The organism is Bradyrhizobium sp. USDA 4506, assembly GCF_054058795.1.
The window spans coordinates 1,498,321-1,524,391 of record NZ_JBSSBM010000002.1; the positions used below are offsets into that span (position 1 = coordinate 1,498,321).

The 26,071-nt window shown below is 62.8% G+C and carries 10 protein-coding genes; 4 read left to right on the plus strand and 6 right to left on the minus strand.

Annotated features, from left to right (window positions below):
• The first annotated feature begins 100 nt into the window (after positions 1 to 100).
• On the plus strand, positions 101 to 9,769 hold the full coding sequence (locus tag ACVIHF_RS09185; protein WP_456791928.1) for a DUF5801 repeats-in-toxin domain-containing protein: 9,669 nt from the start codon (positions 101 to 103) through the stop codon (positions 9,767 to 9,769).
• An 84-nt stretch (positions 9,770 to 9,853) separates the two neighbouring features.
• Here ACVIHF_RS09185 and ACVIHF_RS09190 read toward each other — a convergent pair whose 3' ends face one another.
• From ACVIHF_RS09190 to ACVIHF_RS09215, 6 genes are all read right to left on the minus strand, one after another.
• On the minus strand, positions 9,854 to 10,867 hold the full coding sequence (locus ACVIHF_RS09190; protein ID WP_253609347.1) for a transglutaminase-like cysteine peptidase: 1,014 nt from the start codon (positions 10,865 to 10,867) through the stop codon (positions 9,854 to 9,856).
• 220 nt (positions 10,868 to 11,087) lie between these two features.
• Entirely contained in the window at positions 11,088 to 12,338 is a 1,251-nt protein-coding gene (locus tag ACVIHF_RS09195; RefSeq protein ID WP_018270880.1) for an HlyD family type I secretion periplasmic adaptor subunit, read from the minus strand.
• Between the two features lie 14 nt (positions 12,339 to 12,352).
• Positions 12,353 to 14,479 carry a type I secretion system permease/ATPase gene (locus ACVIHF_RS09200; RefSeq protein WP_456780975.1) on the minus strand — a complete coding sequence of 709 codons (2,127 nt, stop codon included), beginning with the start codon at positions 14,477 to 14,479 and terminating at the stop codon, positions 12,353 to 12,355.
• A gap of 294 nt (positions 14,480 to 14,773) precedes the next feature.
• Complete coding sequence (locus ACVIHF_RS09205) at positions 14,774 to 16,474, minus strand: TolC family outer membrane protein (protein ID WP_456791929.1); 1,701 nt, start codon at positions 16,472 to 16,474, stop codon at positions 14,774 to 14,776.
• 270 nt (positions 16,475 to 16,744) lie between these two features.
• The gene (locus tag ACVIHF_RS09210) at positions 16,745 to 17,203 is read right to left on the minus strand and encodes a hypothetical protein (protein ID WP_456791930.1); all 459 of its coding nucleotides are present in this window, start codon (positions 17,201 to 17,203) and stop codon (positions 16,745 to 16,747) included.
• 122 nt (positions 17,204 to 17,325) lie between these two features.
• Positions 17,326 to 17,862 carry a LabA-like NYN domain-containing protein gene (locus ACVIHF_RS09215; protein ID WP_253609343.1) on the minus strand — a complete coding sequence of 179 codons (537 nt, stop codon included), beginning with the start codon at positions 17,860 to 17,862 and terminating at the stop codon, positions 17,326 to 17,328.
• A 693-nt stretch (positions 17,863 to 18,555) separates the two neighbouring features.
• On the opposite strand from ACVIHF_RS09215, the gene ACVIHF_RS09220 reads away from it, so the two are divergent.
• The 3 genes from ACVIHF_RS09220 to ACVIHF_RS09230 all read left to right on the plus strand — a co-directional run bounded on the left by ACVIHF_RS09220 (position 18,556) and on the right by ACVIHF_RS09230 (position 25,961).
• A complete protein-coding gene (locus ACVIHF_RS09220) occupies positions 18,556 to 22,503 on the plus strand; it encodes a beta strand repeat-containing protein (protein WP_456791931.1) in 3,948 nt (1,315 codons plus the stop codon).
• Positions 22,504 to 22,876: 373 nt separating this feature from the next.
• Complete coding sequence (locus tag ACVIHF_RS09225) at positions 22,877 to 24,589, plus strand: type I secretion system permease/ATPase (RefSeq protein WP_456791932.1); 1,713 nt, start codon at positions 22,877 to 22,879, stop codon at positions 24,587 to 24,589.
• 10 nt (positions 24,590 to 24,599) lie between these two features.
• Positions 24,600 to 25,961 (plus strand): HlyD family type I secretion periplasmic adaptor subunit, encoded by a 1,362-nt coding sequence (locus ACVIHF_RS09230; RefSeq protein WP_456791933.1) that lies wholly within the window; start codon positions 24,600 to 24,602, stop codon positions 25,959 to 25,961.
• Positions 25,962 to 26,071 lie beyond the last annotated feature (110 nt).

The following is a 26,071-nucleotide window of genomic DNA, read 5'->3' on the forward strand; positions in this document are numbered from 1 at the left end:
ATTAACCAAATACATTTCTTGACCGCGGGGAGGGTTAACAATAGCCTAAAACTAAATTTTTCTACAACTTTTCCTCTAATCGCATTTTGCGGAGTTGATAATGCAGGGTTCGTTTCAGGTCGCTCAGGCAACCGGCACCGGCAATTCCACCAATTCGGCTCCCGTACGAATTTACAAGCTGACCAAGCCGCTGACCGATCAGGCGGTGGTCGTCAATCTTGGATACGACCAGAAGGTGAAGGTCGACTTTTCGTCGATCGCCAATGAAAAGATCACGCTGGTCCACGTCGGCGAAAAGCTGATCATCCTGTTCGACAACCAGTCGACCGTCACGGTTGAGCCGTTCTTCGACTCCCGTACGGATGGACAGAAGAATGTCACGATCGAGATGGCGCCGGGACGCGAGGTCTCGGTCCAGGAATTCGCCAGTCTGTTTCCGATCACCACGGATGCCTCCGTGTTGCCGGCGGCCGACAATGGCGGCAACTCGAACGGCAACGCGCAGGCGAGCGGCGCGGATTTCCGCCCGTTTGCGGTTGATCCGCTAGCTCCTGTGCCGACCAACGTGTTGGCGCCGCAGGAAGAGTTGCCGAACCTCGTGACCCCTGTGCCGCCGACCGGCTTCGTGCTGGGCATTGCTCCGCCTCCGACCATTTCGGGCAACCCCCTGTCGGCGCTGATTGTCGACGAGAGCTTCCTGACCGCGGCCACCAACCATGGTGTCGCCGGTTCGGGGCTCGGACCAGCAGGGGCAACGGTCGCGTCTGTGCAGGTGTCGTTCAACGTCACGGTACCGGGCGGCCAGCAGTCGCTGACCTATGCGCTGTCGGTCACGACACCGAACGAAGATTCCGGTCTGATCGATTCGGCGACCGGTCAGCACGTTCTGCTGACGGTCAACGCGGCCGGCGTCGTGGAAGGCCGCACGGCGATCAGTGGCGATCTGGTCCTCACGGTCTCGGTTGACACCGCGGGTCATGTGACGCTGACCGATCTGCGCGCGGTTCATGAGGCAACACCGGGCAACTTCAATGAAGGGATCACGCTGGCGTCGGGTCTGATCACGCTGACCGCCACAGTGACTGACAACAACAATCAGTCGGCAAGTGCGAGCGTCGACGTCGGCTCGCATCTGACGATCCTTGACGATGGTCCGGTGGCGGGCACGGTGACCGGCGCGACCGACACGCTGGTGCTCGACGAAACGCGCCCCGTCGGCAGCGACACCGCGGGCGGCACCACGCCGACCGGCCTCGCCAGCGTGACGGCGGACTTCTCCAACAATTTCACCGGCGGCAGCTACGGCGCCGACGGTGCCGGCAGCACCGCCTACACGCTGCATCTCACCGGCACGAACGTCGCCTCGGGCCTCTATGCGCTGGATCCGACCGACACCAACCCGGCCCATTTCGGGCAGGGTGCGCAGATCGTGCTGAACCAGTCCGGTGACACCATCACCGGCTCGGCGAACGGCACGACCTACTTCACAATCACGATCAACGAGACGACCGGGATCGTGACCTTCACCCAGGTCAACAACATCTGGCATGCCGATCCGACCAACCCGGATGACGCGGCGACGTTGACCCTCTCCAGCGCCAGCCTGCTGCAGGTGGTGCAGACCATCACTGACGCGGACGGCGACAGCGTGACAACGCCGATCAACCTCGGTGGGGGCGTATTCACAATTCAGGACAGCGGTCCGACGGCCGGCACGGTGATCGAGAAGGAAGGCCCGGCCGAAACGCTGGTGCTGGACGAGTCGCGCCCGGTTGGCAGCGACACGCCGGGCGGCTTTGCGCCGAGCGGGCTTGCCAGCGTAACGGCGGACTTCTCCCACGACTTCACGTCCGGCAGCTACGGCAGCGACGGACCCGGCCATACCGCCTACACGCTGAAGCTCACCGGCTCGAACGTGGCTTCGGGTCTCTACGCGCTGGATCCGACCGACACGACCACTGCCGACGGCGACGGCATCGGACAGGGCGCGCAAATCGTCCTCAACCAGTCCGGCAACACGATCACCGGCTCGGCCGGCGGGACGACGTATTTCACCATCACCATTGATCCGTCGACCGGGATCGTCACCTTCACGCAGTCGAACAACATCTGGCATTCTGACCCGAAGAATCCGGACGATCCGGCAACGCTGACGCTGTCGAGCCCCAGCCTGCTGCAGGTGGTGCAGACCATCACCGACGCCGACGGCGACAGCGTGTCGACGCCGCTCGATGTCGGCACCCGTGTGTTCACGATCCAGGACAGCGGCCCGACCGCCGGCACGGTGACCGGCCCGACCGACACCCTGGTGCTGGACGAGACCCGTCCGGTTGGCACGGACACCGCGGGCGGCACGGCGCCGACCGGCCTTGATTCCGTAACGGCAGACTTCTCCAACAACTTCACGCCCGGCAGCTATGGCAGCGACGGCCCGGGCCACACGACCTACACACTGAACCTCGCCGGCGCGAATGTGGCGTCCGGTCTGTACGCACTTGATGCGACCGATACGACCACCGGCGACGGCGACGGCATCGGGCAGGGCGCGCAGATTCTGCTGAACCAGGTCGGCAACACGATCACCGGCTCGGCCGGCGGGACGACGTATTTCACCATCACCATTGATCCCTCGACCGGGATCGTGACATTCACCCAGCTCAACAATATCTGGCACTCCGACCCAACCAATCCGGACGATGCGGCGACGCTGACGCTGTCTGGCGCCAACCTGCTGCAGGTGGTGCAAACCATCGTCGATGCCGACGGCGACAGCGTGACGACGCCGCTCGATGTCGGCACCGGCGTGTTCACGATCCAGGACAGCGGCCCGAGCGCCGGCACGGTGGTCGCGGCGGCGGATACGTTGGTGCTGGACGAGACCCGTCCTGTCGGCACCGACACTGCCGGCGGCGCCGCGCCGACCGGCCTCGACACCGTCACGGCGGACTTCTCCAACAACTTCTCGGCCGGCAGCTACGGCAGCGACGGTCCGGGCAACACGGCCTATACGCTGAAGTTGACCGGCGTGAACGTGGCCTCCGGCCTCTATGCGCTCGATCCGACCGACACCGACCCGACCCACTTCGGCCAAGGTGCACAGATCGTGCTGAACCAATCCGGTGACACGATCACCGGTTCGGTCGGCGGGACCGCCTACTTCACGATCACGATCGACGAGACGACCGGGATCGTGACGTTCACCCAGCTCAACAACATCTGGCACGCCGATCCGACCAATCCGGATGACGCCGCGACGCTGACCCTGTCGGGCGCGAACCTGCTTCAGGTGGTGCAGACCATCACCGATGCGGATGGCGACCACGTGTCGACGCCGCTCGACGTCGGCACCGGCGTGTTCACGATCCAGGACAGCGGCCCGACGGCGGGCACGGTGACAGGTCCGACCGACACCCTTGTGCTGGACGAGACGCGGCCTGTCGGCAGCGACACCGCAGGCGGCACCGCGCCGACCGGCCTCGATACCGTGACGGCGGACTTCTCCAACAACTTCACCGGCGGCAATTATGGCAGCGACGGCGCGGGCAACACGGCCTACACGCTGAAGCTCACCGGTGCCAACGTCGCCTCCGGCCTCTATGCGCTGGATCCGACCGACACCGACCCGACCCATTTCGGGCAGGGTGCGCAGATTCTGCTGAACCAGGTCGGTGACACCATCACCGGCTCGGCCGGCGGCACCAACTACTTCACGATCACGATCGACGAGACGACCGGCATCGTCACGTTCACCCAGCTCAACAACATCTGGCATTCCGATCCGACCAACCCGGACGATGCAGCGACGCTGACGCTCTCGGCGGCCAACCTGCTGCAGGTGGTGCAGACCATCACCGATGCGGACGGCGACCACGTGTCGACGCCGCTCGATGTCGGCAACGGTGTGTTCACCATCCAGGACAGCGGCCCGACGGCGAGCGCGCTGTCTGGCGCAACGGACACGCTCGTGCTCGACGAGACGCGGCCTGCCGGCACCGACACCGCGGGCGGCACGGCGCCGACCGGCCTTGCCAGCGTCACGGCGGATTTCTCGAACGGCTTCGCCGGCGGCAGCTATGGCAGCGATGGCCCGGGCAATTCGGCCTACACGCTGAAGCTCACCGGCGCCAACGTGGCGTCCGGCCTCTATGCGCTGGATCCGACTGACACCGACCCGACCCATTTCGGGCAGGGTGCGCAGATTCTCCTGAACCAGGTCGGAAACACGATCACCGGCTCGGTCGGCGGCACCGATTACTTCACGATCGCGATCGATCCCTCGACCGGTATCGTGACCTTCACCCAGCTCAACAACATCTGGCACTCCGATCCGACCAACCCGGATGACGCCGCGACGCTGACTCTGTCGCGTCCGGAAATCCTGCAATTGGTGCAGACCATCACCGATGCCGACGGCGACAGCGTGACGACGTCGCTCAACCTCGGCTCCGGTGTGTTCACAATCCAGGACAGCGGCCCGACCGCCGGCACGGTGACCGGTCCGACCGACACCCTCGTGCTGGACGAGACCCGTCCCGTCGGCACGGATACGGCGGGCGGCACGGCGCCGACCGGCCTCGACACCGTGACGGCAAACTTCTCGAACAACTTCTCGGCCGGCAGCTACGGCAGCGACGGTCCGGGCAACACGGCCTATACGCTGAAGTTGACCGGCGTGAACGTGGCCTCCGGCCTCTATGCGCTCGATCCGACCGACACCGACCCGACCCACTTCGGCCAAGGTGCACAGATCGTGCTCAACCAGGTCGGTGACACGATCACCGGTTCGGCGAACGGCACGACCTACTTCACGATCACGATCAATGAGACGACCGGGATCGTGACGTTCACCCAGGTCAACAACATCTGGCACGCCGATCCGACCAACCCGGATGATGCCGCGACGCTGACGCTGTCGGGCGCGAACCTGCTTCAGGTGGTGCAGACCATCACCGATGCGGATGGCGACCACGTGTCGACGCCGCTCGATCTCGGGACCGGTGTGTTTACCATCCAGGACAGCGGTCCGACCGCGGGCACGGTGACAGGTCCGACCGACACCTTGGTGCTGGACGAGACCCGTCCTGTTGGCAGCGACACCGCAGGCGGCACGGCGCCGACCGGGCTCGATACCGTGACGGCGGACTTCTCCAACAACTTCACCGGCGGCAACTACGGCAGCGATGGTGCGGGCAACACGGCCTACACGCTGAAGCTGACCGGCGTGAACGTGGCCTCCGGCCTCTATGCGCTCGATCCGACCGACACCGACCCGACCCATTTCGGGCAGGGTACGCAGATCGTGCTCAACCAGGTCGGTGACACCATCACCGGTTCGGCGAACGGCACGACCTACTTCACGATCACGATCAATGAGACGACCGGGATCGTGACGTTCACCCAGGTCAACAACATCTGGCATTCCGATCCGACCAATCCGGACGATGCCGCGACGCTGACGCTGTCGGCGGCCAACCTGCTGCAGGTGGTGCAGACCATCACCGATGCGGATGGCGACCACGTGTCGACGCCGCTCGATCTCGGGACCGGTGTGTTTACCATCCAGGACAGCGGTCCGACCGCGGGCACGGTGACCGGCCCGACCGACACCTTGGTGCTGGACGAGACCCGTCCCACAGGAACGGATACTGCCGGCGGCACGGCGCCGACCGGGCTCGACACCGTCACGGCGGACTTCTCGAACAACTTCTCGGCGGGCAGCTACGGCAGCGACGGCCCGGGCAACACGGCCTACACGCTGAAGCTGACCGGCGTGAATGTCGCCTCCGGTCTCTATGCGCTGGATCCGACCGACACCGACCCGACCCACTTCGGCCAAGGTACGCAGATCGTGCTCAACCAGGTCGGTGATACCATCACCGGTTCGGCGAACGGCACGACCTACTTCACGATCACCATCAATGAGACGACCGGGATCGTGACGTTCACCCAGGTCAACAACATCTGGCACTCCGATCCGACCAATCCGGACGATGCCGCGACGCTGACCCTGTCGGCCGCGAACCTGCTTCAGGTGGTGCAGACCATCACCGATGCGGACGGCGACAGCGTGACGACGCCGATCAACGTCGGCACCGGCGTGTTCACGATCCAGGACAGCGGCCCGACCGCCGGCACGGTGACCGGCCCGACCGACACCCTCGTGCTGGACGAGACGCGTCCCACAGGAACGGATACCGCCGGCGGCACGGCGCCGACCGGGCTCGACACCGTGACGGCGGACTTCTCCAACAACTTCACCGCCGGCAGCTACGGCAGCGATGGTGCTGGGTCGACGACCTACACGCTGAAGCTGACGGGCTTGAACGTGGCCTCCGGCCTCTATGCGCTCGATCCGACCGACAAGACCGCCGGTGACGGCGACGGCATCGGACAGGGAACGCAGATCGTGCTCAACCAGGTCGGTGACACCATCACCGGCTCGGCGAACGGCACGACCTACTTCACGATCACGATCAATGAGACGACCGGGATCGTGACGTTCACCCAGGTCAACAACATCTGGCACTCCGATCCGAACAACCCGGACGATGCGGCGACGCTGACGCTGACGCGCCCTGAGTTGCTGCAGGTGGTGCAGACCATCACGGACGCCGATGGTGATAGCGTGTCGACACCGCTCAACCTCGGCACCGGCGTGTTCACGATTCAGGACAGCGGCCCGACGGCAGGTACCGTGACCGGTCCGACCGACACGCTCGTGCTGGACGAGACGCGTCCTGTTGGCAGTGACACCGCGGGCGGCACAGCGCCGACCGGACTCGACACCGTGACGGCGGATTTCTCCAACAACTTCACCGGCGGCGGCTACGGCAGCGACGGTGCTGGTAGCACGACGTACACGCTGAAGCTCACCGGTGCGAACGTGGCCTCCGGCCTCTATGCGCTCGATCCGACCGACAAGACCGCCGGCGACGGCGATGGTATCGGACAGGGTGCGCAGATTCTGCTGAACCAGGTCGGCAACACCATCACCGGCTCGGTCGGCGGCACCAACTACTTCACGATCACGATCGATCCTTCGAGCGGCATCGTGACCTTCACCCAGCTTAACAATATCTGGCACTCCGATCCGACCAACCCGGACGATGCGGCGACGCTGACGCTGTCGGCTGCCAATCTGCTGCAGGTGGTGCAGACCATCACCGATGCGGACGGCGACAGCGTGACGACGCCGCTGAACCTCGGCACCGGCGTGTTCACGATCCAGGACAGCGGTCCGACCGCCGGCACGGTGACCGGCCCGACCGACACGCTCGTGCTGGACGAGACGCGTCCTGTTGGCACCGACACCGCGGGCGGCACGGCGCCGAACGGGCTTGTTTCCGTGACGGCGAACTTCTCCGACAACTTCACCGGCGGTAGCTATGGCAGCGACGGTGCTGGTTCGACGACCTACACGCTGAAGCTGACGGGCTCGAACGTGGCCTCCGGTCTCTATGCGCTCGATGCGACCGACAAGACTGCCGGCGACGGCGATGGTATCGGACAAGGTGCGCAGATTCTGTTGAACCAGTCCGGCAACACCATCACCGGTTCGGTTGGCGCGACGACCTACTTCACGATCACCATTGATCCCGCAACCGGGATCGTGACCTTCACCCAGGTCAACAACATCTGGCACTCCGATCCGAACAATTCGGACGATGCGGCGACGCTGACGCTCTCGAGCGCCAACCTGCTGCAGGTGATGCAGACCATCGTCGATGCCGACGGCGACAGCGTGTCGACGCCGCTCGACCTCGGCACCGGCGTGTTCATAATCCAGGATAGCGGCCCGACGGCGCCGACAGCGACGGTCAGCGCAGCTACGATCGGCGTGGACGAGACGCCCGGCGTGCAGACCACCGGCGGCGCGAGCGACGTGCTCGGCTCCACTGCGATCACGTTCAACGGTGCCGCCAGCACTGTCGCCGCGCTGTTCAGCACGGTTGCGAACAAGGGCGTCGACACCGACGTGTCGGCAGCGTCACTTGACAACGGTGCGCTCAGCTTTGCCTCGACGGGCGCGAGCAGCATCCTGACGGTGGCCGGCGGCAGCTTCGGCTCTGACGGCGCGGGGTCTACGACCTATGCGTTGAGCGTCCTCAGCGCTGCGTCAGGCCTGACATTGACGGATGGCACGGGGATCGCGCTGTCGCTGGATGCCAGCGGCCGGATCATCGGTACTGTGGGCAACGATGCCGCCAACCCCAGCCTGACGGGCCAAACGGCCTTCGCGATCGCCATCGATCCGATCACCGGTCAGCTCTATGTGGCGGACTATCTCTCGCTCCACCACAACAGCACCGCCAGTTCGAACGATCTGCTGACGATGACGGCCGGCAAGATCGGCGCGACGGTCACGTTGACGGACGCCGATGGCGATCATGTGACGGCCACCGCCGACATCAGCACTCATATCAGCTTCCTCGACGACGGCCCGAGTTTCGGCACGATCGAGCATGGAATCATTGCCGATTACGCGGGAATGTCCGTGCTAGGTAACCTACCCGTGTTCTCCGGCGCCGATGGTTTTGGCGCATATGACTTCACCTTGACTGGAAACACGGCGCCGGCCGGCCTGACGTTCAATGGCCAGGCCGTGCACTATTCCATCGACGCGTTTGGACAGAATTTGACGGCCTATATCGGTGCGGCCCCATCAGCAGCGAATAATATCTTCACGCTGAATCTGGATGACACAACCGGTCACTACCTATTCACATTGCTTCAGCCATTCACGGAGACAACGATCCAGAATGTCGGCAGTTCATCTTCCTTCGGCTCGGGACCATCGGAAGAGCAGGTTCTTTCGTCGAACACCGATCAACTGGCGGTTGTTTCGGGAACGACCTCCGGCGGCAGCCAAGGCGGTGTGAACGGATCTACCAACGGTTGGGGCGTCGACAACAATAACTTCGACCCCAATGAAAAGCTGCTGTTCGATTTCACGAGCGGCGCAATCGCCAGTCCGGTCGGCAATGCGGCGTTCCATCCGCCGGCAAACGAATCGGTCGCGAACTACACGTTCTCCAACTACAAGGGCGGGGACGAAATCCATTACGTCGTATCTTATTGGGACGGAGTGCACGCCGCCTCCATCACATCGGTATCCGGTGATTTCGATCCTTCCACCCACACCACGGTCGCCACCGAATGGTCGACGCCCACAGCGCCGGCCGGCCTGCAGCTCTACACTGTCCAGTTCACGGACGTGACAGGCAGCGGCAAGGTCGACCTGGTTGGCGTCGGAGTTTCGTCGACCACGAACGTCTCCGAGGATCTGAGCTTCAACGTGTCGACGATTGACGGTGACGGCGACACGGCGTCGAGCACCATCAATATCAACATCAATGGCACCACGACCCTGCTGGGCACGGCCGGCAATGATGTCATTGTCGCCGGACCAACCAACGAGACGCTCACTGGCAATGGTGGGGACGACAAGTTTGTTCTCAATCTGACCGCCCACGATATCATCAGTGATTTCAACAGCGGTGATACACTCCTTCTCGACGTGGCCGGCCTGAGCCTGCCGACGGGCGTTTCAAACGCCCTTACGGCTGGCCAGTTCACGTCATCGGCAGTCACCGGCGGGACCGAGAACAACGCCAGCGCCTGGAACGAAAGTGCAAGCACGAACAAATTCTTCTTCAACAATACGACCCATGAGCTCTGGTACTCGGCAAATGGTACAGGCTCCGACAAGGTGGACCTCGCACATGTGAGCACCGGCTTGCCGGCGGCCACGAACGTTCATATTTTCTAGGCTAGGCTTGCAGCAAAATCGAAAATCCGCGGAGACCTCTCCGCGGATTTTTATTGATTGAATTGTCGCCTTTCTTGCGCGCAATCACATCAGCACGGGCAGGAAGCCCAAGAGCGGGCTTGCCGCGTCCAGCGCTTCCACGCCGGTCCATTCGGTCTCCGCCGCATTGGCGGCCGCCGGCGCCGCGTCAAGTTCATCGCCGAGCGGGAGCCGCTTGGCGTAAGGTGCCGCAAACAGCTGCACGCCGCGGTCGTTGATCGCGAACATCGGCGTGAAGTTGCCGAGCTCGCCGTCATCAATCAGTTCGGAGCGGCGGCTGTCCAGGATCAGCCAATGGCCGTCCAGGCGCGCCGCCAGCACGGCATGATCCTGGCGGATGGCGCGATCGCGGCCCAGCACCAGGCGCAGATCCTCGCGCGGGAAGCCGGCTTCGCTGAGCGCGATGTATTTTGCGATCGCATAGTCCTCGCAGTCGCCCTTGCCGGTCGCGAAGGTGGCGAGCGGGGCGGTCCAGCGGTCGGCCTCGCCGTGCTGGGCGAAGTCGCTGACATAGCGGATCGCCTGATTGACGGCGCGATTGGCCTCATCCAGCCGGTCGCGTCCGGCTTTGGACTTGACCGCGCCGATCAGGCGAAGGAATTGCGCGGCTTGCGACGGGCAGCCGGTCGCGCTCTCGCGGCATTGCTCGAGAACGCTCGCCTCCTTTGCGAGATCGGATTCGAGGCCGCGCCATTTGCGCCACAGGCCGTTTTCCGGTGCGCGGAAGGTGAACAGGCCAAACGGCTCGGCGCCGACAGGCGGAAGCGGCTTTGCCGCGGGCACCGCGTCGGTCGCGGTATTTGGCGGTGTGAGCGAGGCGGTGCGAATGGCGTTCGGACCCCGGCCGCGCTGCCGGTCGAGCTTGGCCAGGACGTCGGCGATGGTGAAGAAGGTGGCAGGCGGGCGGTTTGACGCGGCGTCCGCAGCGGGCGCGAGCTCGCCGGCGGGTTTTCCGACAGAGAGCCCGTCCGCGGCAAATGCGACAGGCGCTGCGCAAAGACCGATTGTCAGCGCAGCCGCGGCCATGACCGCCGACGAAGCAAAGTTCAGCGACTTCATATGACGTCCCCAATGTCGGGGACCGTCAACGTCTGTGCGTCGATCTGCGTCCCCGCTGTTATCGGGACGCAAACTGGCGCCTTGGCCGCTTAAGCGGAGTTAAGTGGAGGGGGGCGCCGCCTCGAATGTCGAAAAGGCGGTCAATCCGGGGTTTGCCGGTTCGTTCGAAATTGAACGAACCGAGGTCACGATCGGTTAACCACGGAATCCGTGGTCCCGATCAGCGTTCGCGCAGGGCCTCGTCACGCAGCAGGCGGGCGGGCTTCACGATGTAGTCCAGCACGGACTTCTCGCCGGTCAAGACCTCGACCGTGGTCACCATGCCCGGAATGATCGGCAGCGGATGCTGCTCGGTGCCGAGATGGTTCTTATCGGTACGCACCATGACCCGGTAGAAGGTCTCCTGGCGTTCGGTCTTTTCCGCCTTGTCGTCGACGATGGTGTCGGCGCTGATGCGTTCGACCTTGCCCTTCAGCGATCCGTAGACCGAGGAATCATAGGCGCTGATCTTCACCACCGCGTCCTGGTCGGGACGGATAAACGCGATGTCCTGGGGACGAATCCGGCCCTCCACCAGCAGCGTGTCGTCCAGCGGCACGATGTCCATCAGGTTGGCGCCCGGCTGCACGACGGCACCGATGGTGCTGATGTTCAGTTTGTTGACGATGCCGTGGACCGGCGCCTTCAGATCCGTGCGGCGCACCCGGTCCTGGGCGGACTTGATATTCTCGTCGAGCACGGCGAGGTCGGCACGCGATTTGGCCAGGTCCTCGTCGGCCTGTGAACGGAACGACGCGGTGATGTTCGCGATCTTCGACTGCGCTTCGGCCAGCTGTCCCTTCATTTCGGTTGCCTGCCGATCAAGTCGCAGCATCTCGATCTCGGGCACCACCTTCTGCTCATACAGCCTGCGCGTCAGGGTCTGCTCGCGCTCGAGGAGCTTGAGGGAGCCGGTGAGGCGAGTGACCTGCTGGTTGAGGACGTCGATGTCCTGCGCGACCTTCTGACCCCGCATCTTGAACACGCTGGTCTCGGTCGCGACGGCGGCGGGAACCATCTTGTCGAGATCGTCCGGGAAGGTGATCTCGGCTCGGCCGCGCGCCTCGGCGTCGAGGCGGGCCACCCGCGCCGCCATCGCCGCGCGGCGCTCGCGGATTTCGCCGAACTCGGAAGCGAATTTCGTATCATCGATCCGCATCAGGGACTGGCCCTGCTGAACGATGTCGCCTTCCCGGATCAGGATGTCGCCGACGATCCCGCCTTCGAGCGATTGAACCACCTGCATCTGCCGCGACGGCACGACGCGGCCGCTGCCGCGCTTGACCTCGTCCAGCACGGCAAAATGAGCCCAGATCAAGAACGTCGCAAGCAGCGCGCACGACGTCCACAGCAGCATGCGGGAGGTGCGCGGCGTGCGCAGCAGCGCCGCGGACCGGATATCATTTGCAAATGTGAAATCGGAAGACGCCATAATGTATTTGCTCGTTATGCGGATTTCGGCTGAATCGTATTCTCCGGCGACGGGGCCGCGGACGCCGGCCGGCCCTGGAGCAAAGCGAGCACCTTGTCGCGCGGGCCGTCGGCAACCAGGCGGCCATTGTCGAACAGCAGCAAGCGATCGACCATATTCAGCAATGATAAGCGATGGGTCGAAATGATGATGGTCATGCGATCATCATTGAGGCCCTTGAGCCGCTCAAGGAACTCCTGTTCGCTGCGAATATCGAAGTGCGCCGTCGGCTCGTCGAGAAAGAGCACGCGAGGCTTGCGGATCAGAACGCGCGCGAGTCCGATGGCCTGCTTCTGGCCGCCCGACAGGCTGCGGCCGCCTTCCGAGATGGGCATGTCATAGCCCATCGGGTGACCGGCGATGAAGCTTTCGACGCCCGAAAGCCGCGCGGCAAGCAGGACTTCCTCGTCGGTTGCTTCCGGCTTGCCAAGGGCGATGTTGTCGCGCAGCTTGCCGAAGAACAGGTCGGTATCCTGCATCGCAAAGCCGATGCCGGCGCGCAGGTCCGAGGGATCGTATTGGCGCGAGTCGACGCCATCGACCAGGATGCGGCCTTCCTTCGGCTCGTAAAATCCGAGCAGCAACCTGCCGACCGTGGTCTTGCCAGAGCCCACCCTGCCGATGATGCCGACCCTTTCTCCGCCCTCGATCTTGAAGCTGACCTTTTCGAGCGCGTTACCCGGCGCGTTGGGGTAGGCGAACGATACGTTCTCGAAGGCGACCTTGCCGTCTTCGATTCGTCTTGCGACGTAGGACCGGGTCGGCGAGCGTTCCCGCTCGATCGACATGATGCGATCGATCGCCTTGAGGGCCGTGATCGTCTGCGTACCCTTGGTGATCACCGAGGCGATCCCGGCGATCGGCGCCAGGACGCGCCCGGCGAGCATGTTTGCGGCGACCAGCGCGCCGACGCTCAGCTTGCCGTCGAGGATCAGGAAAATGCCGACGATGACGAGGAGCAGGCTCGTGATCTGCTGGGCCGTGCTCGCGCTCGTCAGCGACATCGACGACCAGAAGTGAACGTCCTCGCCGGATCGGGCGGTCGCGGCAACCGAGCGTTCCCACAAGGTCTGCATGCGGGCCTCGGCGCCGGTTGCACGGACGGTTTCGAGGCCGGACAGCGACTCGACCAGCACGCCGTGCCGGGCGGCGGATTCGGCCTGCAGCCGCTTGATGGCGCGATCGAGCGGGCGCTGCAGCAAGAAGCCGATCAGCATGACCAGCGGCAGCATGATCAGCGGGATCCAGGCCAGCGGTCCGGCGATGAGGAACAGCACCCCAACAAAGAGAATGGCGAACAGCAGATCGGTCGCCGAAACCACGCTTCCGGAGGTGAAGAACTCGCGCACCGAGTCGAAGTCGCGGAGCTGATTGGCCAGGATGCCAACCGAAGTCGGCCGCTGCGCCATCTTCACCGACATCACGTGCTCGAAGATGTTTGCGGCCAGCACAACGTCGATCGTCTTGCCGGTCACGTCTATCATGCGGCTGCGGACCATGCGGAAGATGAAATCGAATACGATGCCGAGCCCCATGCCGATCGAGAGCGCGATCAGGGAGGGGATCGCCCCGTTGGGGATGACACGGTCATAGACGCTCATCGTGAACAGCGGCGTCGCCAGCGCGAGGATGTTGGTCAGAAAGGCCGCGACCGCGATGTGCCCGTAGCTGCGCCAATGCGTTTTCACCACCGACCAGAACCAGTGGCTCTTGGGGATGTCGCCTGCGGCGACGGCGCGCGCATCGGCCTGCGGCGCGCTTCTCACCAGGAACGCATAGCCGGTATAGTCCGTGGCGAGCGAGCCGATGTCGGCGACGCGCGGGCTGTTCGGCGTCGCCGGATCAACGACCTTGATCGACCTGTTCGCCGGGTCCACACCCAGAAGGATCAGCGCAGAGCCGTTCTTCATGACGAGGACGGCCGGCAGGACCAGCGCGGGAATGTCTGAAATGTCGCGCTTGACGGCCTCGGTCTCCAGACCGGCGCGCCTGGCCGCGCGGTCATAGAGCGAAACGGACAAGCGTCCGTCCGTGATCGGAAGTCCGCCGAGCAGAGCTTCGCGGCTGACCGCGCGGCCGTGATGGGCGGCGAGATAAGTCAACGATGCGGTGAGGGGATCGTCGCCCAGCGCGCGTGGCCCATTTATCGCGACAGGCTTTGAGGTTGAGTCATCCGGCGAGGGGCGGACGGCGTCGGCCGCCGCGCTGGGGGTTCGAAACAACAACTGAAACCTCGACAAGCAAAATGGAAATGCAGCAATCGCATTAGATTTCGGGCAGACTACAACAAACAGCGAACAAATTCAGCGAAACTTATCTTAACGATTAATAAGGAATCGAAAGGGCCCCGACTTGGGGCCCTTCCGGCAGTCCTGTCCTGAGCTTGTTGGCGGTCGCTATCGAGCGGAACTCGGGAAGGCCGACAGCAGCCAGTGGGGCTTGGTCGACGCATAGGAGCTCGCGTTCGCCGTGACTGAAGGGTCCGCGTAAATGACGTTCGGGCCGTCCGCAGCGGTCTTTTGCTGCTGCATCCATTCCGCTGAACCGGGCACCGCTGCGGTCGTCGTCGCACCGGTGAAGCGGTCCGCAAAGCCAACATCCTTCGGCTGGGCTGCCGCATAGGTCTTGGCAGGACGGGCGACAGGCGCCGGAACGGCGACGCGCAGCGGCTCGGACCCGGTTTGCGGGAGGTTCACGCGAAGGGTCGGGAACGAGTAGCGGGGCAGGCCAATCGAAAGCATGTCCGTCGGCGCAGCATCGACCGGCGGCGGAGCCTTCAGGTACTCGATCAGGGTCCCCATCGCGGCCAGCAGCTGGTAGTCCGCGAAGACCACGACGCCGCGGGCTGAGGTGAGCGAGACCGACGTGTTGAAGAACTGGTTCTGCGCGTTCAAGAGATCGATCAGGGAGCGCTGACCGAGTTCGTATTCCTTCTGGTAGGCCGTGATGGTCTTCCTGGCTGCTTCCAGCTCACGGGTCAGAGCACCGATGCGCGTGGCCGTAATCGTACGGGCATTCCACGCCTTGTCGATCGACTCATAGGCGTCGCGTTGCAGGCGAGCGTGGCGCATGGTGGCTTCGGTGTAGCGCTCGGCCTTCTCTGACCGATTCCACGCGTCCTGGCCGCCGCGGAAGATGTCCCACGACATGACAACCTTCCCACTGTAGTCCTCATGCGTGATGGCGGGAGTTCCCGGGGCCGCCACGTATGGGTAGGAGTTGTCGTAATGGGTTGCCCGTCCCTCGAGATAGAATTTCGGACCGAAGGTGCCGTCGGTGGCCTTGAACGCGTGCTTGGCGGCGTCGGCGTCGGACTGTGCCGCCGCGATCGTCGAGTTGAACCGGAGCGTGGTCGCCAACGCTTCGTCGCGGCTGTGCGGCAATCCCGCGAGAGGGGCGGGGAAGCGAACATTGATCGGCTCGAGGCCAACCGTCTTGCGGTACTTCGCCCTGGCGTCATCCAGGCTGCGCTGGAATTCGGCAAGTGCCGCACGGGCAGCCTCGACGCGCTCGCGGGCTTGCTCCAGATCGCCTTCGCCCGCCCGGCCGCCCGAGAAGCGGGAGTTCACGTTTGAAAAGATCTTTTCGTGGTTGGCGACGTTTTGCTGGGCAAGACTGACCAGCCGCATGTAGCGCGTGACGTCGATGTAGCCTTCGGCGGCGTCGAGGGCCAGCAGCTCGGTTCTCTCCTTGACGCGGGAGGCGGCGGCATTGACCCGCGCGGTCTGGCGCCAGACGTCATAGATCGACGAAAAACCGTCCCACAGCAGCTGGCGCACCACGACCGATTCCTGGCTGCCATTGCGCCATGGTCCTGAACCCACGGTCGGCGCCGCCTGAATGTTCGGGGTGATGAAGCCCGGCGATTGATCGAATTTTTCCGGGCCGTAGCTGGCGTCAATGCGCACCTGCGGCAGCAGTGTGCTTTGGGTTTGCCGCAGCTCGCTTTCCGTCGCCCGCCGGTTCGCCGAAGCCTCGCCGATACCCGGGTTGGTCTGCATGGCCTGGCGCAAAGCATCATTAATAGAAAAAACCTCGGCACATGCTGGCGTTGCCGCCAGACATAGGCACGCTATGACCGTGTATGCCGACTTCATAATCTCAGCCCCTACTCACAAAAATATTATGTAGAATCCTCCAAAGGGTAACAAAGGACAGTTCCGCGACCTATGACATTTCAGCCACACAGGCGGCCTAAGTGGGGGCCGAACCATCCGAGGTCCGGTGCGCGCAAATCTAAACATTTTTATTAAAATTCAGTGATTTATATGATGTTCTGTGATCGCGCGAACTGGTGCCGAGCCGCAACACCGGGGACCGGAACATGAAAGATCAGTTAAGCCCATCTTAAGGTTGGCGGCAGCCGGCTACTGCTGGCGACAGGTCGCCAGGTAGGTTGCAACGAAGGGCGCGGCCTTGGTGTCCGCGGAGGGGCCTCCCAGTCGGCTCGTTAGTTTGTAGAGCGACTTGTCGCCAAAATAGAACCGGAAGATCTCGGCCGTGGTGTCGTCCGTGCGGGTCGCGAAGATCGACGCGGCGGTACGGCGGGCGGCCGCAAAGACGTAGGTCGTGAGCTTGGCTCCTCCCTTGCCTTCTGCCGCGACAGATGTCCCCCAAGTGACCGTGAAGGTGTCGCCATCGATCACGACGGCGGGCCGGACCGTATCGAGATCGTCATCGATCCACTGGGCGTCGCCGCCTTTGCCGCACGGGCCGAGCTCGACCCGTTTGCCCCGCGGCGTGTCGCAGGTGAACCGGGAAGGTTCGGCGATCGCAGCGCTCGTCGCCGCCAAGAACAGCAACAGGCAGCCAACCGACCTCCACATGGGTGTTACCCTCTGTTTCGTTGTTTGGAGGATAGTGATGTCAGCGCCTGACTCGCGCAACTCGGTGATTTACGGACAAACAGAGCTGCTTTGCTTCCTCGCCGGAAGAGGCGCCCGCGATTTTACTCGGGCGCGATCGGGTGCGCTGGACGTTCGATCGATGCCCTGAGGCTTTCGAGTTCGAGGAAGACGTCAGCTTGCCTGCGAAGCTCATCGGCGATCATGGGAGGCTTTGTTCGGATGCTGGAAACGACCGTCACGCGGACACCAGCCCGCCTGACGGCTTCGACAACGGCGCGCAGATCACCGTCGCCAGAGAACAGGTACGCGTGGTCGATGCGGTGCGCGATTTCCAATGCGTCGACCGCGAGCTCGATGCCGATGCTGCGCTTCATTCGCCGCCGCCCTTCGCCGTCATCGTGCGTTTTGGCTAACTTTCTCCTGACCGCATATCCGTTGTAATCGAGCCAATCCACCAGCGGCCGAAGGCTGCTGAACTCGTCGTCGTCTCTCACGACCGTGTAGAAGTAGGCGCGGACGATCTGTCCATGCTTGCCGAACTCCGACAGCAGTCGCCGGAAGTCGACTTCGAAGCCGAGGTTCTTGACCGTGGTGTGGAGGTTCGCACCATCAATGAAAAGTGCAATGCGATCGGCCATCTCAAATCCCCATGACGCCCGGATCAGTCACTGTATGCTGTGGTTCTGAAATTCCACGGGCGCATCGTGGGTGAGCACCCTAGCTGAAATGACTAATCCTAGAGCAAGGGCTTGGCCGGGAAGAAGCGGAAATTTTCGCCACCACGGGCGCATGCCGTACCAGTCGTGCGCCTATTGATAAGCGCGAAGCGCGCGGCTGGACGCGACCGGCAAAACGCAACGGTCGTCGTTGACCAAGGATGCGGCAGTTCGCGCCGGCGAAGCGCGTTCGGGGCGGCCATTTGCGATCGATGATGCCGCAGACCAGGAGAGGGAAGCCGCCGCCGGGGACAGTGCTGGGAATTGTGCACCGCAGCAGTGCTGGGCGGCCACATTGGGCGGCCACTGATGGTTACTATTGCGTCACCAACAGAAATACACCTAAAATCAACTTCACCGTGTCGGTGCCATTTTGCGCCGACGCGATTTTCTTGTGCTTTTGCAGATGCCGATTGTCGCCGAACTTTTCGCCATAGAGGAAGGACGGTTTTGCGTCCTGATTGCCTAGACAGTTTGTTGCTACCGACAGGCGTGACGCAAGGCGGCACGTCTGTTTTGTCGTCTCAATAGGACTTTTCGCCCTCACTGATAGCGAGCCGATTACGGCCGACACGTGCCTGGGATTGTCGTGTTGGTATCAAAAGGATTTTGGTCATGTCAGTTTACAAATACGACCCAAGCACCAACGCATTTGTGCTCGTCGATGACTCGACTCTTCTTGGCACCGATCTAGCCAACTTCTCGGTTGCAACAGATCTTCCCGACTACGCGCCAGGTTCGACCGCATACTTCACAGCGAAAAGCGGAATCGGAGACACCGTCACCTTCAATGTGAGCGACACGCTCGGCAAGGACGTCTCCGGCACGAGCCAGCCCTGGACGGTGACCGATGGCGGAGCAGGGGACCTCGATGGGGTCGCAAACGGGGTGATCCAGACGACGTGGGCGGTCGGCCAGGACGCGGCCGGAGAGTCGTTCGTGCTCAGCGCGATGGACCAGACCGCGGGGTTGCTTGCGACGACCACGTTCACGGATGCCGGTAACGGCAATACGCCCGTCGTCCAATTCGCCACCCCGAACGCGAACCCTGCAGCGCTTACTTTGACGACAGCCGGCTCCCAGGGGAACGTCGGCAACGCGATCTTCCAGGAAGTGACAGGTAGCGGCACCGGCAGCGGCTCGGTGACCGCCTTCGTTCGCATCAATGGCGCACCGAATGACACTGACGGTTCGTCAACAACGGAGGAGGGGTTCAACACCGACTATCGGACCCCGCCGAAAGCGCCGCTGGACGACATCGACAATCTGACCTTCACGCACTCGCTTTCGTTGAGCGACGTGCCGATCGTGACGGTCGGCGGCATCCAATATCGGGAATTTCGTCTGGATCTCGGTGAAGCGGGCAATGGCGACAACGCCCAAGCCTATATTTCGCTGGATTCGCTTCAGGTTTACATCGGTGGTGCGGGCCTCGCGACCGTCTCGAGCGTGGACCGGCCGCTTCAACAGGACGGCACGGCCTCGACCGGGGTGACTGGCGGCACCCTCGTTTACGATCTCGATGCGGGCGCCGACAGATGGATAGCTCTCAAGGATCTGAATGCAGGCAACGGCCAGACCAATTACCGGGTGTTGATCCCGAATTCTGACTTCACCGCCGCAGGGGCGGACGCGACGTCGAAGGTGCTGTTGTATTCGGCGTTTGGTTATCAGGGCACAGTCGACGGCATTAGCTACGTGCAGGACAGCACGTTCGAAGAATGGAGCGTCGCGAAGATCAACACGGGCACCGCGACAATTTCAGGGTCCAAGCTGGTCGACGCCGACGGCAGCCTGCAGACCACCGGCGACCAGACCCATCTTGCCGGCTGGACGATCTATATCGACGGGAACGACAACAACCAACTGGACGCTGGTGAAGTCTCGACGACAACAGATGCCAACGGCAATTTTTCGTTCACGGGGCTTGCTGCAGGGACTTACACGATCCGCGAAGATCTCCCGTCGGGATGGACCCAGCTCTCACCGCTGAGTCCCGACGAATTTACCGTGACCGTGGCCGCCAATGGCACGCAATCAGGTCTCAACTTCATCAACTTCCACAACTTCAGCATCTCCGGCACCAAGTACACCGACGTCGACGGGCTCGACAACAATGCAGCGCTCGGCGGCGACGATCATGCGGGCACGCCGGGCCAGACGTTCACGATCAACCTCTACAAGTGGGTCGACACCGGGGACGGCCAGGTCCAGGACGGCGAGCTGACGCAGCTGGATACGACGGAGACGGACGCCACGACGGGTGCGTGGTCGTTTGACAACCTCGGTCCGCTTGCCGCCGGCGCGAAGTATTATGTGAAGGAGATCGGCGAGAACGGCTGGACGCAGACCTACGGCACGGCCGGCTACACGATCACGCCGACCAGCGGAACCGACAGCACCGGCAACAACTTCGCGAACTTCGAGAAGTTCGACATCTCCGGCACCAAGTACACCGACGTCGACGGGCTCGACAACAATGCAGCGCTCGGCGGCGACGATCATGCGGGTACGCCGGGCCAGACGTTCACGATCAACCTCTACAAGTGGGTCGACACCGGGGACGGCCAGGTCCAGGACGGCGAGCTGACGCAGCTGGATACGACGGAGACGGACGCCACGACGGGTGCGTGGTCGTTTGACAAGCTCGGTCCGCTTGCCGCCGGCGCGAAGTATTATGTGAAGGAGATCGGCGAGAACGGCTGGACGCAGACCTACGGCACGGCCGGCTACACGATCACGCCGACCAGCGGAACCGACAGCACCGGCAACAACTTCGCGAACTTCGAGAAGTTCGACATCTCCGGCACCAAGTACACCGACGTCGACGGGCTCGACAACAATGCAGCGCTCGGCGGCGACGATCATGCGGGCACGCCGGGCCAGACGTTCACGATCAACCTCTACAAATGGGTCGACACCGGGGACGGCCAGGTCCAGGACGGCGAGCTGACGCAGCTGGATACGACGGAGACGAACGCCACGACGGGTGCGTGGTCGTTTGACAACCTCGGTCCGCTTGCCGCCGGCGCGAAGTACTATGTGAAGGAGATCGGCGAGAACGGCTGGACGCAGACCTACGGCACGGCCGGCTACACGATCACGCCGACCAGCGGAACCGACAGCACCGGCAACAACTTCGCGAACTTCGAGAAGTTCGACATCTCCGGCACCAAGTACACCGACGTCGACGGGCTCGACAACAATGCAGCGCTCGGCGGCGACGATCATGCGGGCACGCCGGGCCAGACGTTCACGATCAACCTCTACAAGTGGGTCGACACCGGGGACGGCCAGGTCCAGGACGGCGAGCTGACGCAGCTGGATACGACGGAGACGGACGCCACGACGGGTGCGTGGTCGTTTGACAACCTCGGTCCGCTTGCCGCCGGCGCGAAGTATTATGTGAAGGAGATCGGCGAGAACGGCTGGACGCAGACCTACGGCACGGCCGGCTACACGATCACGCCGACCAGCGGAACCGACAGCACCGGCAACAACTTCGCGAACTTCGAGAAGTTCGACATCTCCGGCACCAAGTACCTCGACAAGACCGGTGACGGGATCACGGCAGACGATGTCGGGCTTGGTAAGATCAAGATCTACATCGACCTGAACGACAACAAGGTCTTCAATTGGACCGACTCCAACCACAATGGCGTATGGGATTCCGGCGAGGGCGATCAATGGACGACGACAGCCGCCGATGGCACATGGTCGTTCCATGATCTCGGTCCCGGCTATGCGGGCAAGACGGTCTACGAGGTGTTACCGAGCGGCTATGTGCAGACCGTTGGACAGGATGGTTACACCATCGTTGGAACATCGGGCCATGACGAGACCGGGCTCGACTTCGCGAATTATCTGTTCAAGCCGGCCTATACTTTGACCCAAGGCTACTGGGGGTCTCACACTGACGCCTGGGATGGCAAGGACGGTCTCGGAAAGACGACAAGTTCTTCAGACGTTGGGGCCGAGGCTAACCCGAACAAGAACAACCTGCTGATACTGGGAGATACCGACCACGACGGTAACGCCGACGACGGCGTGAATCTGACGATCGATCTCAAGCTTGCGCAGTCGCTCGAGTCATCCGCCAAGCTCGGCGATCCGCGGGCTATCATGCTGGCCCAGCTGATCGCGACGCAGCTCAACATCAACAACGACTGGAATAAATATGGCGTTGCAGACCTCGAACCCCAGAAATTGGTTGTCGAAGCGATTACTTGGCTAAAGGACACTGGCGGCATTCTCGCTGACGATGTGCTCTCGAACTCGGAGGCTACCGTCTCCAAGAACCAGGTGGTGCTTGGAGCCGGGGGCGGCAGCTGGAATGGAACGTGGGGATCCGACAAGGCCGTCTTCCCCGCGGACGGGAGCGGACCGATCATGGTCAACGGCCAGGACATCGCGAACGCGCTGGCGTGGTTCAATCAGGGGCAATTGGTGGTGAGTCAGGATGGCGCGAACGTTGCCTGGAATAACAACGGCACGTTCGAAAACCTTCATACCAATGCCACGGACAATTTCTGGCATACGTTGAGCCAGGAGCACCTGGTCTGACGATAGTCAGCGCGAGAGATGCAGGCACCGTATCGATCCAACCGATGCGGTGCCTGTTTTGGCAAAGATCCCGGACCTGACGGCAGACCGCGTCAGGGTAGGTGCTGGATGCACGCCGTCTTTGCGCTCCGACCCACCTGGTCGAACGATCGGCCCGCAAGGCAGAATGAGGGCAGGCTGCGGCGATGGGAAGCTCCGTAGCTCTACGGGCGTCTTTACCTTTCGAGCATGGATCGCTTTCTCGACCAGCGATGCCCATGCTAACCAACGGGCCGAATTACACAAAAACTTTAGCTATCGCCAATTGGTTCTTAGCCTTGCCGGGTGGTCCGGCGGTCATCTTGATAAGAGGGGCGGAGATCCGCCGGATTGTGTGAGCGCGCATTTCAAGAGGCCGGACGAGCTTAGGCGCCTGCTGCAGACTTGCCAGGGATATTTCGCGACGGCCGGTATGTTCAGCCTCGCCATCAACCTGTTGTACCTGGCGGGCCCGCTCTACATGCTGCAGATCTACGATCGTGTGATCTCGAGCGCCAGCGAGACCACGTTGCTGATGCTCACGATAGCCCTCTTGCTGGCATTTATGGCGCTCGCCGGACTGGACGCCGTCCGTGCCCGCGTGCTGACCCGAGCGAGCGTCCGGCTCGATCAGCAGGTCGCCGCGCGCGTCATGACGGCGATCATTGATCGGTCTGCCAATGCCGGCGGCGCGCGCAGCCAGTTGCTCCGGGATCTCGATACGTTCAGGCAGTTTATCACCGGCCCCGGCATCAACGCGGTCTTCGACTTGCCGTGGGCACCGATCTACATTGCCGTTATCTTCGTGCTGCACCCGTTCCTTGGCGCTTTTGCGCTCGGTTGCACGTGCTTGCTTATCCTGATGGCGGTACTCAACGAATGGCGAGTGAAGCTGCCCTTGATGGAGGCTGGCGAGAGCTCCGCGCGCAACTATAGCTTTACCGAGATGAGTCTGCGAAACACCGAGGTCGTGCGCGCGATGGGCATGACCGATGGTCTGCTGCAGCGTTGGCGTCGCGATCGCGACAGGATGCTCGAGCGACAGGTCGTGGCGAGCGATCGCGCGGCAACGATGCAGAGCCTGATCCGCTTTCTCAGGCTCGCGATGCAATCCCTGATCCTCGGCCTTGGCGCCTATCTCGTCATCGAGCGGATGACCACCGCCGGTTCGATGTTTGCAGCCAGCATCTTGTTGGGACGCACCCTGCAGCCGGTGGAGCAGCTCGTCGGCTCGTGGCGCAATCTGGTGTCGGCACGAGCCGCTTTTCTGCGGATCCGGGACCTGTTGTCGGCCAGTCCTGCCCAAGGTCCCGGACTTTCGCTGCCTCGGCCGACAGGGAGATTGTCGGTCGAGGGCGTGACCTTTGTCCCCCCAAGGTCCAACAAGCCGATCCTCAAAGGCGTGACCTTTGCGATCGAGCCGGGCGAGGTGCTTGGCATTATCGGGCCGTCGGGTGCGGGCAAGTCGACGCTATCGCGGCATTTGGTGGGCGTCCTGCTGCCGACTGCCGGCGCGGTGCGTATCGATGACGCTGAGGTCTCCAGCTGGGTCAAAACCTCGCTGGGCGAGCATATCGGTTACCTGCCGCAGGATATCGAGCTGTTCGCGGATACGATCGCCGCCAACATCAGCCGCTTTCATGAAGGCCAGGATCGGGAGACGATCCGTGCGGCGCAAATGGCCGGCGTGCATGAGATGATCCTGCATTTGCCCGAGGGCTATGACACGCAGGTCGGCGACGGTGGATCGATCCTCTCGGGTGGGTACCGCCAGCGGATTGGGCTGGCGCGCGCAGTGTTCGGAAATCCCAGCGTCGTGGTGCTCGACGAACCAAGTTCGAACCTGGATGCGGACGGGGACGCGGCGCTTGCGGACTGTGTCTTGCAGCTCAAGAAGCTGGGAACATCGGTTGTCATCGTGTCTCACCGGCCGGCCACGATCGGGGTTGTGGACAAGATCCTGGTGCTGAGAGATGGCGTCGCCGAGATGTTCGGTCCCCGAGCCGAGATCCTGGCGCGTCTAACGCGTCCTGTGCCGGTCCCTGCGGTCCAGGGTAAGGCGATTTAAAGGGCAGCTCATGGCCATCTTGGATGTCAACGTTCAGGGAGCTCCCGCGGCGCCAGCGCCTCCGAGAAAGCTTGCTGATTCTGCGCCGAGCGATTCCATCCGCGGGGTCGCGCTGGTCGGCTGGATCATCATTGCGGTCTTTTTCGGTGGCATCGGCACATGGGCCGTGACCGCGCCGCTGAATGGTGCGGTCGTCGGCAACGCCGTTGTGAAGGTCGACGGCAACCGCAAGAGCGTACAACATCTCGATGGCGGCATCGTCAAGGAGCTGCGCGTCAAGGAGGGCGACAAGGTCCACGTTGGCGATACGCTGATCGTCCTTGACGAGACCCAGGCGCGGGCCGAGTACGATGTGCTTTCCCAACAATATCTCGTGCTGCGGGCCACTGAGGTACGCCTGCTCACGGAGCTCGATCACGGTTCGATGCTCTCGATGCCTGACGACCTCAATGCGCGTGCCGGCGACCCCTATCTGAAGAGCGTCTGGAACGGGCAGGTCAGCCAGTTTGAAAGCCGCAGGTCCGCCCTTGAGGGCCAGCGCAGCGTCATCCGGGAAAAGATCAACCAGCTTGGATCGCAGATCACCGGCGCCGAAGCCCAGGTCAAGTCGTTTACCGACCAGATCACGTCGGTCCGTGCGGAAGCCAAGGACATCGCGCCACTGGTCGCGCGTGGATTGATCGCACGCCCGCGAATTCTGCAGCTTGAACGCTCCGCATTTGGTCTCGAGGGGCAGATCGCGGACGCCAACGCCAGCATTGCCAAAGCACGCCAGGCGATTGCCGAACAAGATCAACAGATCGCGCAGCTTGACAATGATCGCATGACCGACGTCACCAGGGATTTGCGCGATACCCAGGCAAAGATCCTTGAGGTGATCCCGAAGACGATGAACGCCAAGGCCGTGCTCGGGCGTATGGAAATCCGGGCTCCTTACGCGGGCCGGGTCGTTGGCCTCTCGGTATTCTCGGTTGGCGGCGTCATTCAGCGAGGCGACAAGATCCTGGATATCGTTCCTGATCAGGATCTCCTGACAATCGAGGCGCAGATCGCGGTCGAGGACATCAGCGATGTGCGCCCGAACATGCGAGCCGAGGTTCATCTGACGGCCTACAAGCAGCGAATCGTGCCGATCATCCATGGTGATGTCACACAAGTCTCGGCCGATCGTCTTACCGACCCGAAGACCAACAATCCGTATTACGTCGCCTTCGTCCGGATCGATGAGAGCGAACTCGCAAGCATGCCCAATATCCACCTCTATCCAGGCATGCCGGCCACCGTCATGATCCCGACCGTCCAGCGTACCGCATTCGAGTATATCGTCGGGCCGCTCATCATGTCGTTCAACCATTCGTTCCGACAGAAATGACCGCGACATGGGTTTGCGATGATTGAGCTGGATCGGGGGCAGGGTGGCGGCTGCCAGTTCACCGCTCGCGGCTCAGCCGCGACATGGCTTGGCGTGGGGCGCCGGCGTGG

What these genes read in the sequence shown, in the direction of transcription:
- ACVIHF_RS09185 (WP_456791928.1), top strand. Translation starts at nt 101, where the DNA reads ATGCAGGGTTCGTTTCAGGTCGCTCAGGCAACCGGCACCGGCAATTCC.
- ACVIHF_RS09190 (WP_253609347.1), bottom strand. Translation starts at nt 10,867, where the DNA reads ATGAAGTCGCTGAACTTTGCTTCGTCGGCGGTCATGGCCGCGGCTGCG.
- ACVIHF_RS09195 (WP_018270880.1), bottom strand. Translation starts at nt 12,338, where the DNA reads ATGGCGTCTTCCGATTTCACATTTGCAAATGATATCCGGTCCGCGGCG.
- ACVIHF_RS09205 (WP_456791929.1), bottom strand. Translation starts at nt 16,474, where the DNA reads ATGAAGTCGGCATACACGGTCATAGCGTGCCTATGTCTGGCGGCAACG.
- ACVIHF_RS09210 (WP_456791930.1), bottom strand. Translation starts at nt 17,203, where the DNA reads ATGTGGAGGTCGGTTGGCTGCCTGTTGCTGTTCTTGGCGGCGACGAGC.
- ACVIHF_RS09215 (WP_253609343.1), bottom strand. Translation starts at nt 17,862, where the DNA reads ATGGCCGATCGCATTGCACTTTTCATTGATGGTGCGAACCTCCACACC.
- ACVIHF_RS09220 (WP_456791931.1), top strand. Translation starts at nt 18,556, where the DNA reads ATGTCAGTTTACAAATACGACCCAAGCACCAACGCATTTGTGCTCGTC.
- ACVIHF_RS09230 (WP_456791933.1), top strand. Translation starts at nt 24,600, where the DNA reads ATGGCCATCTTGGATGTCAACGTTCAGGGAGCTCCCGCGGCGCCAGCG.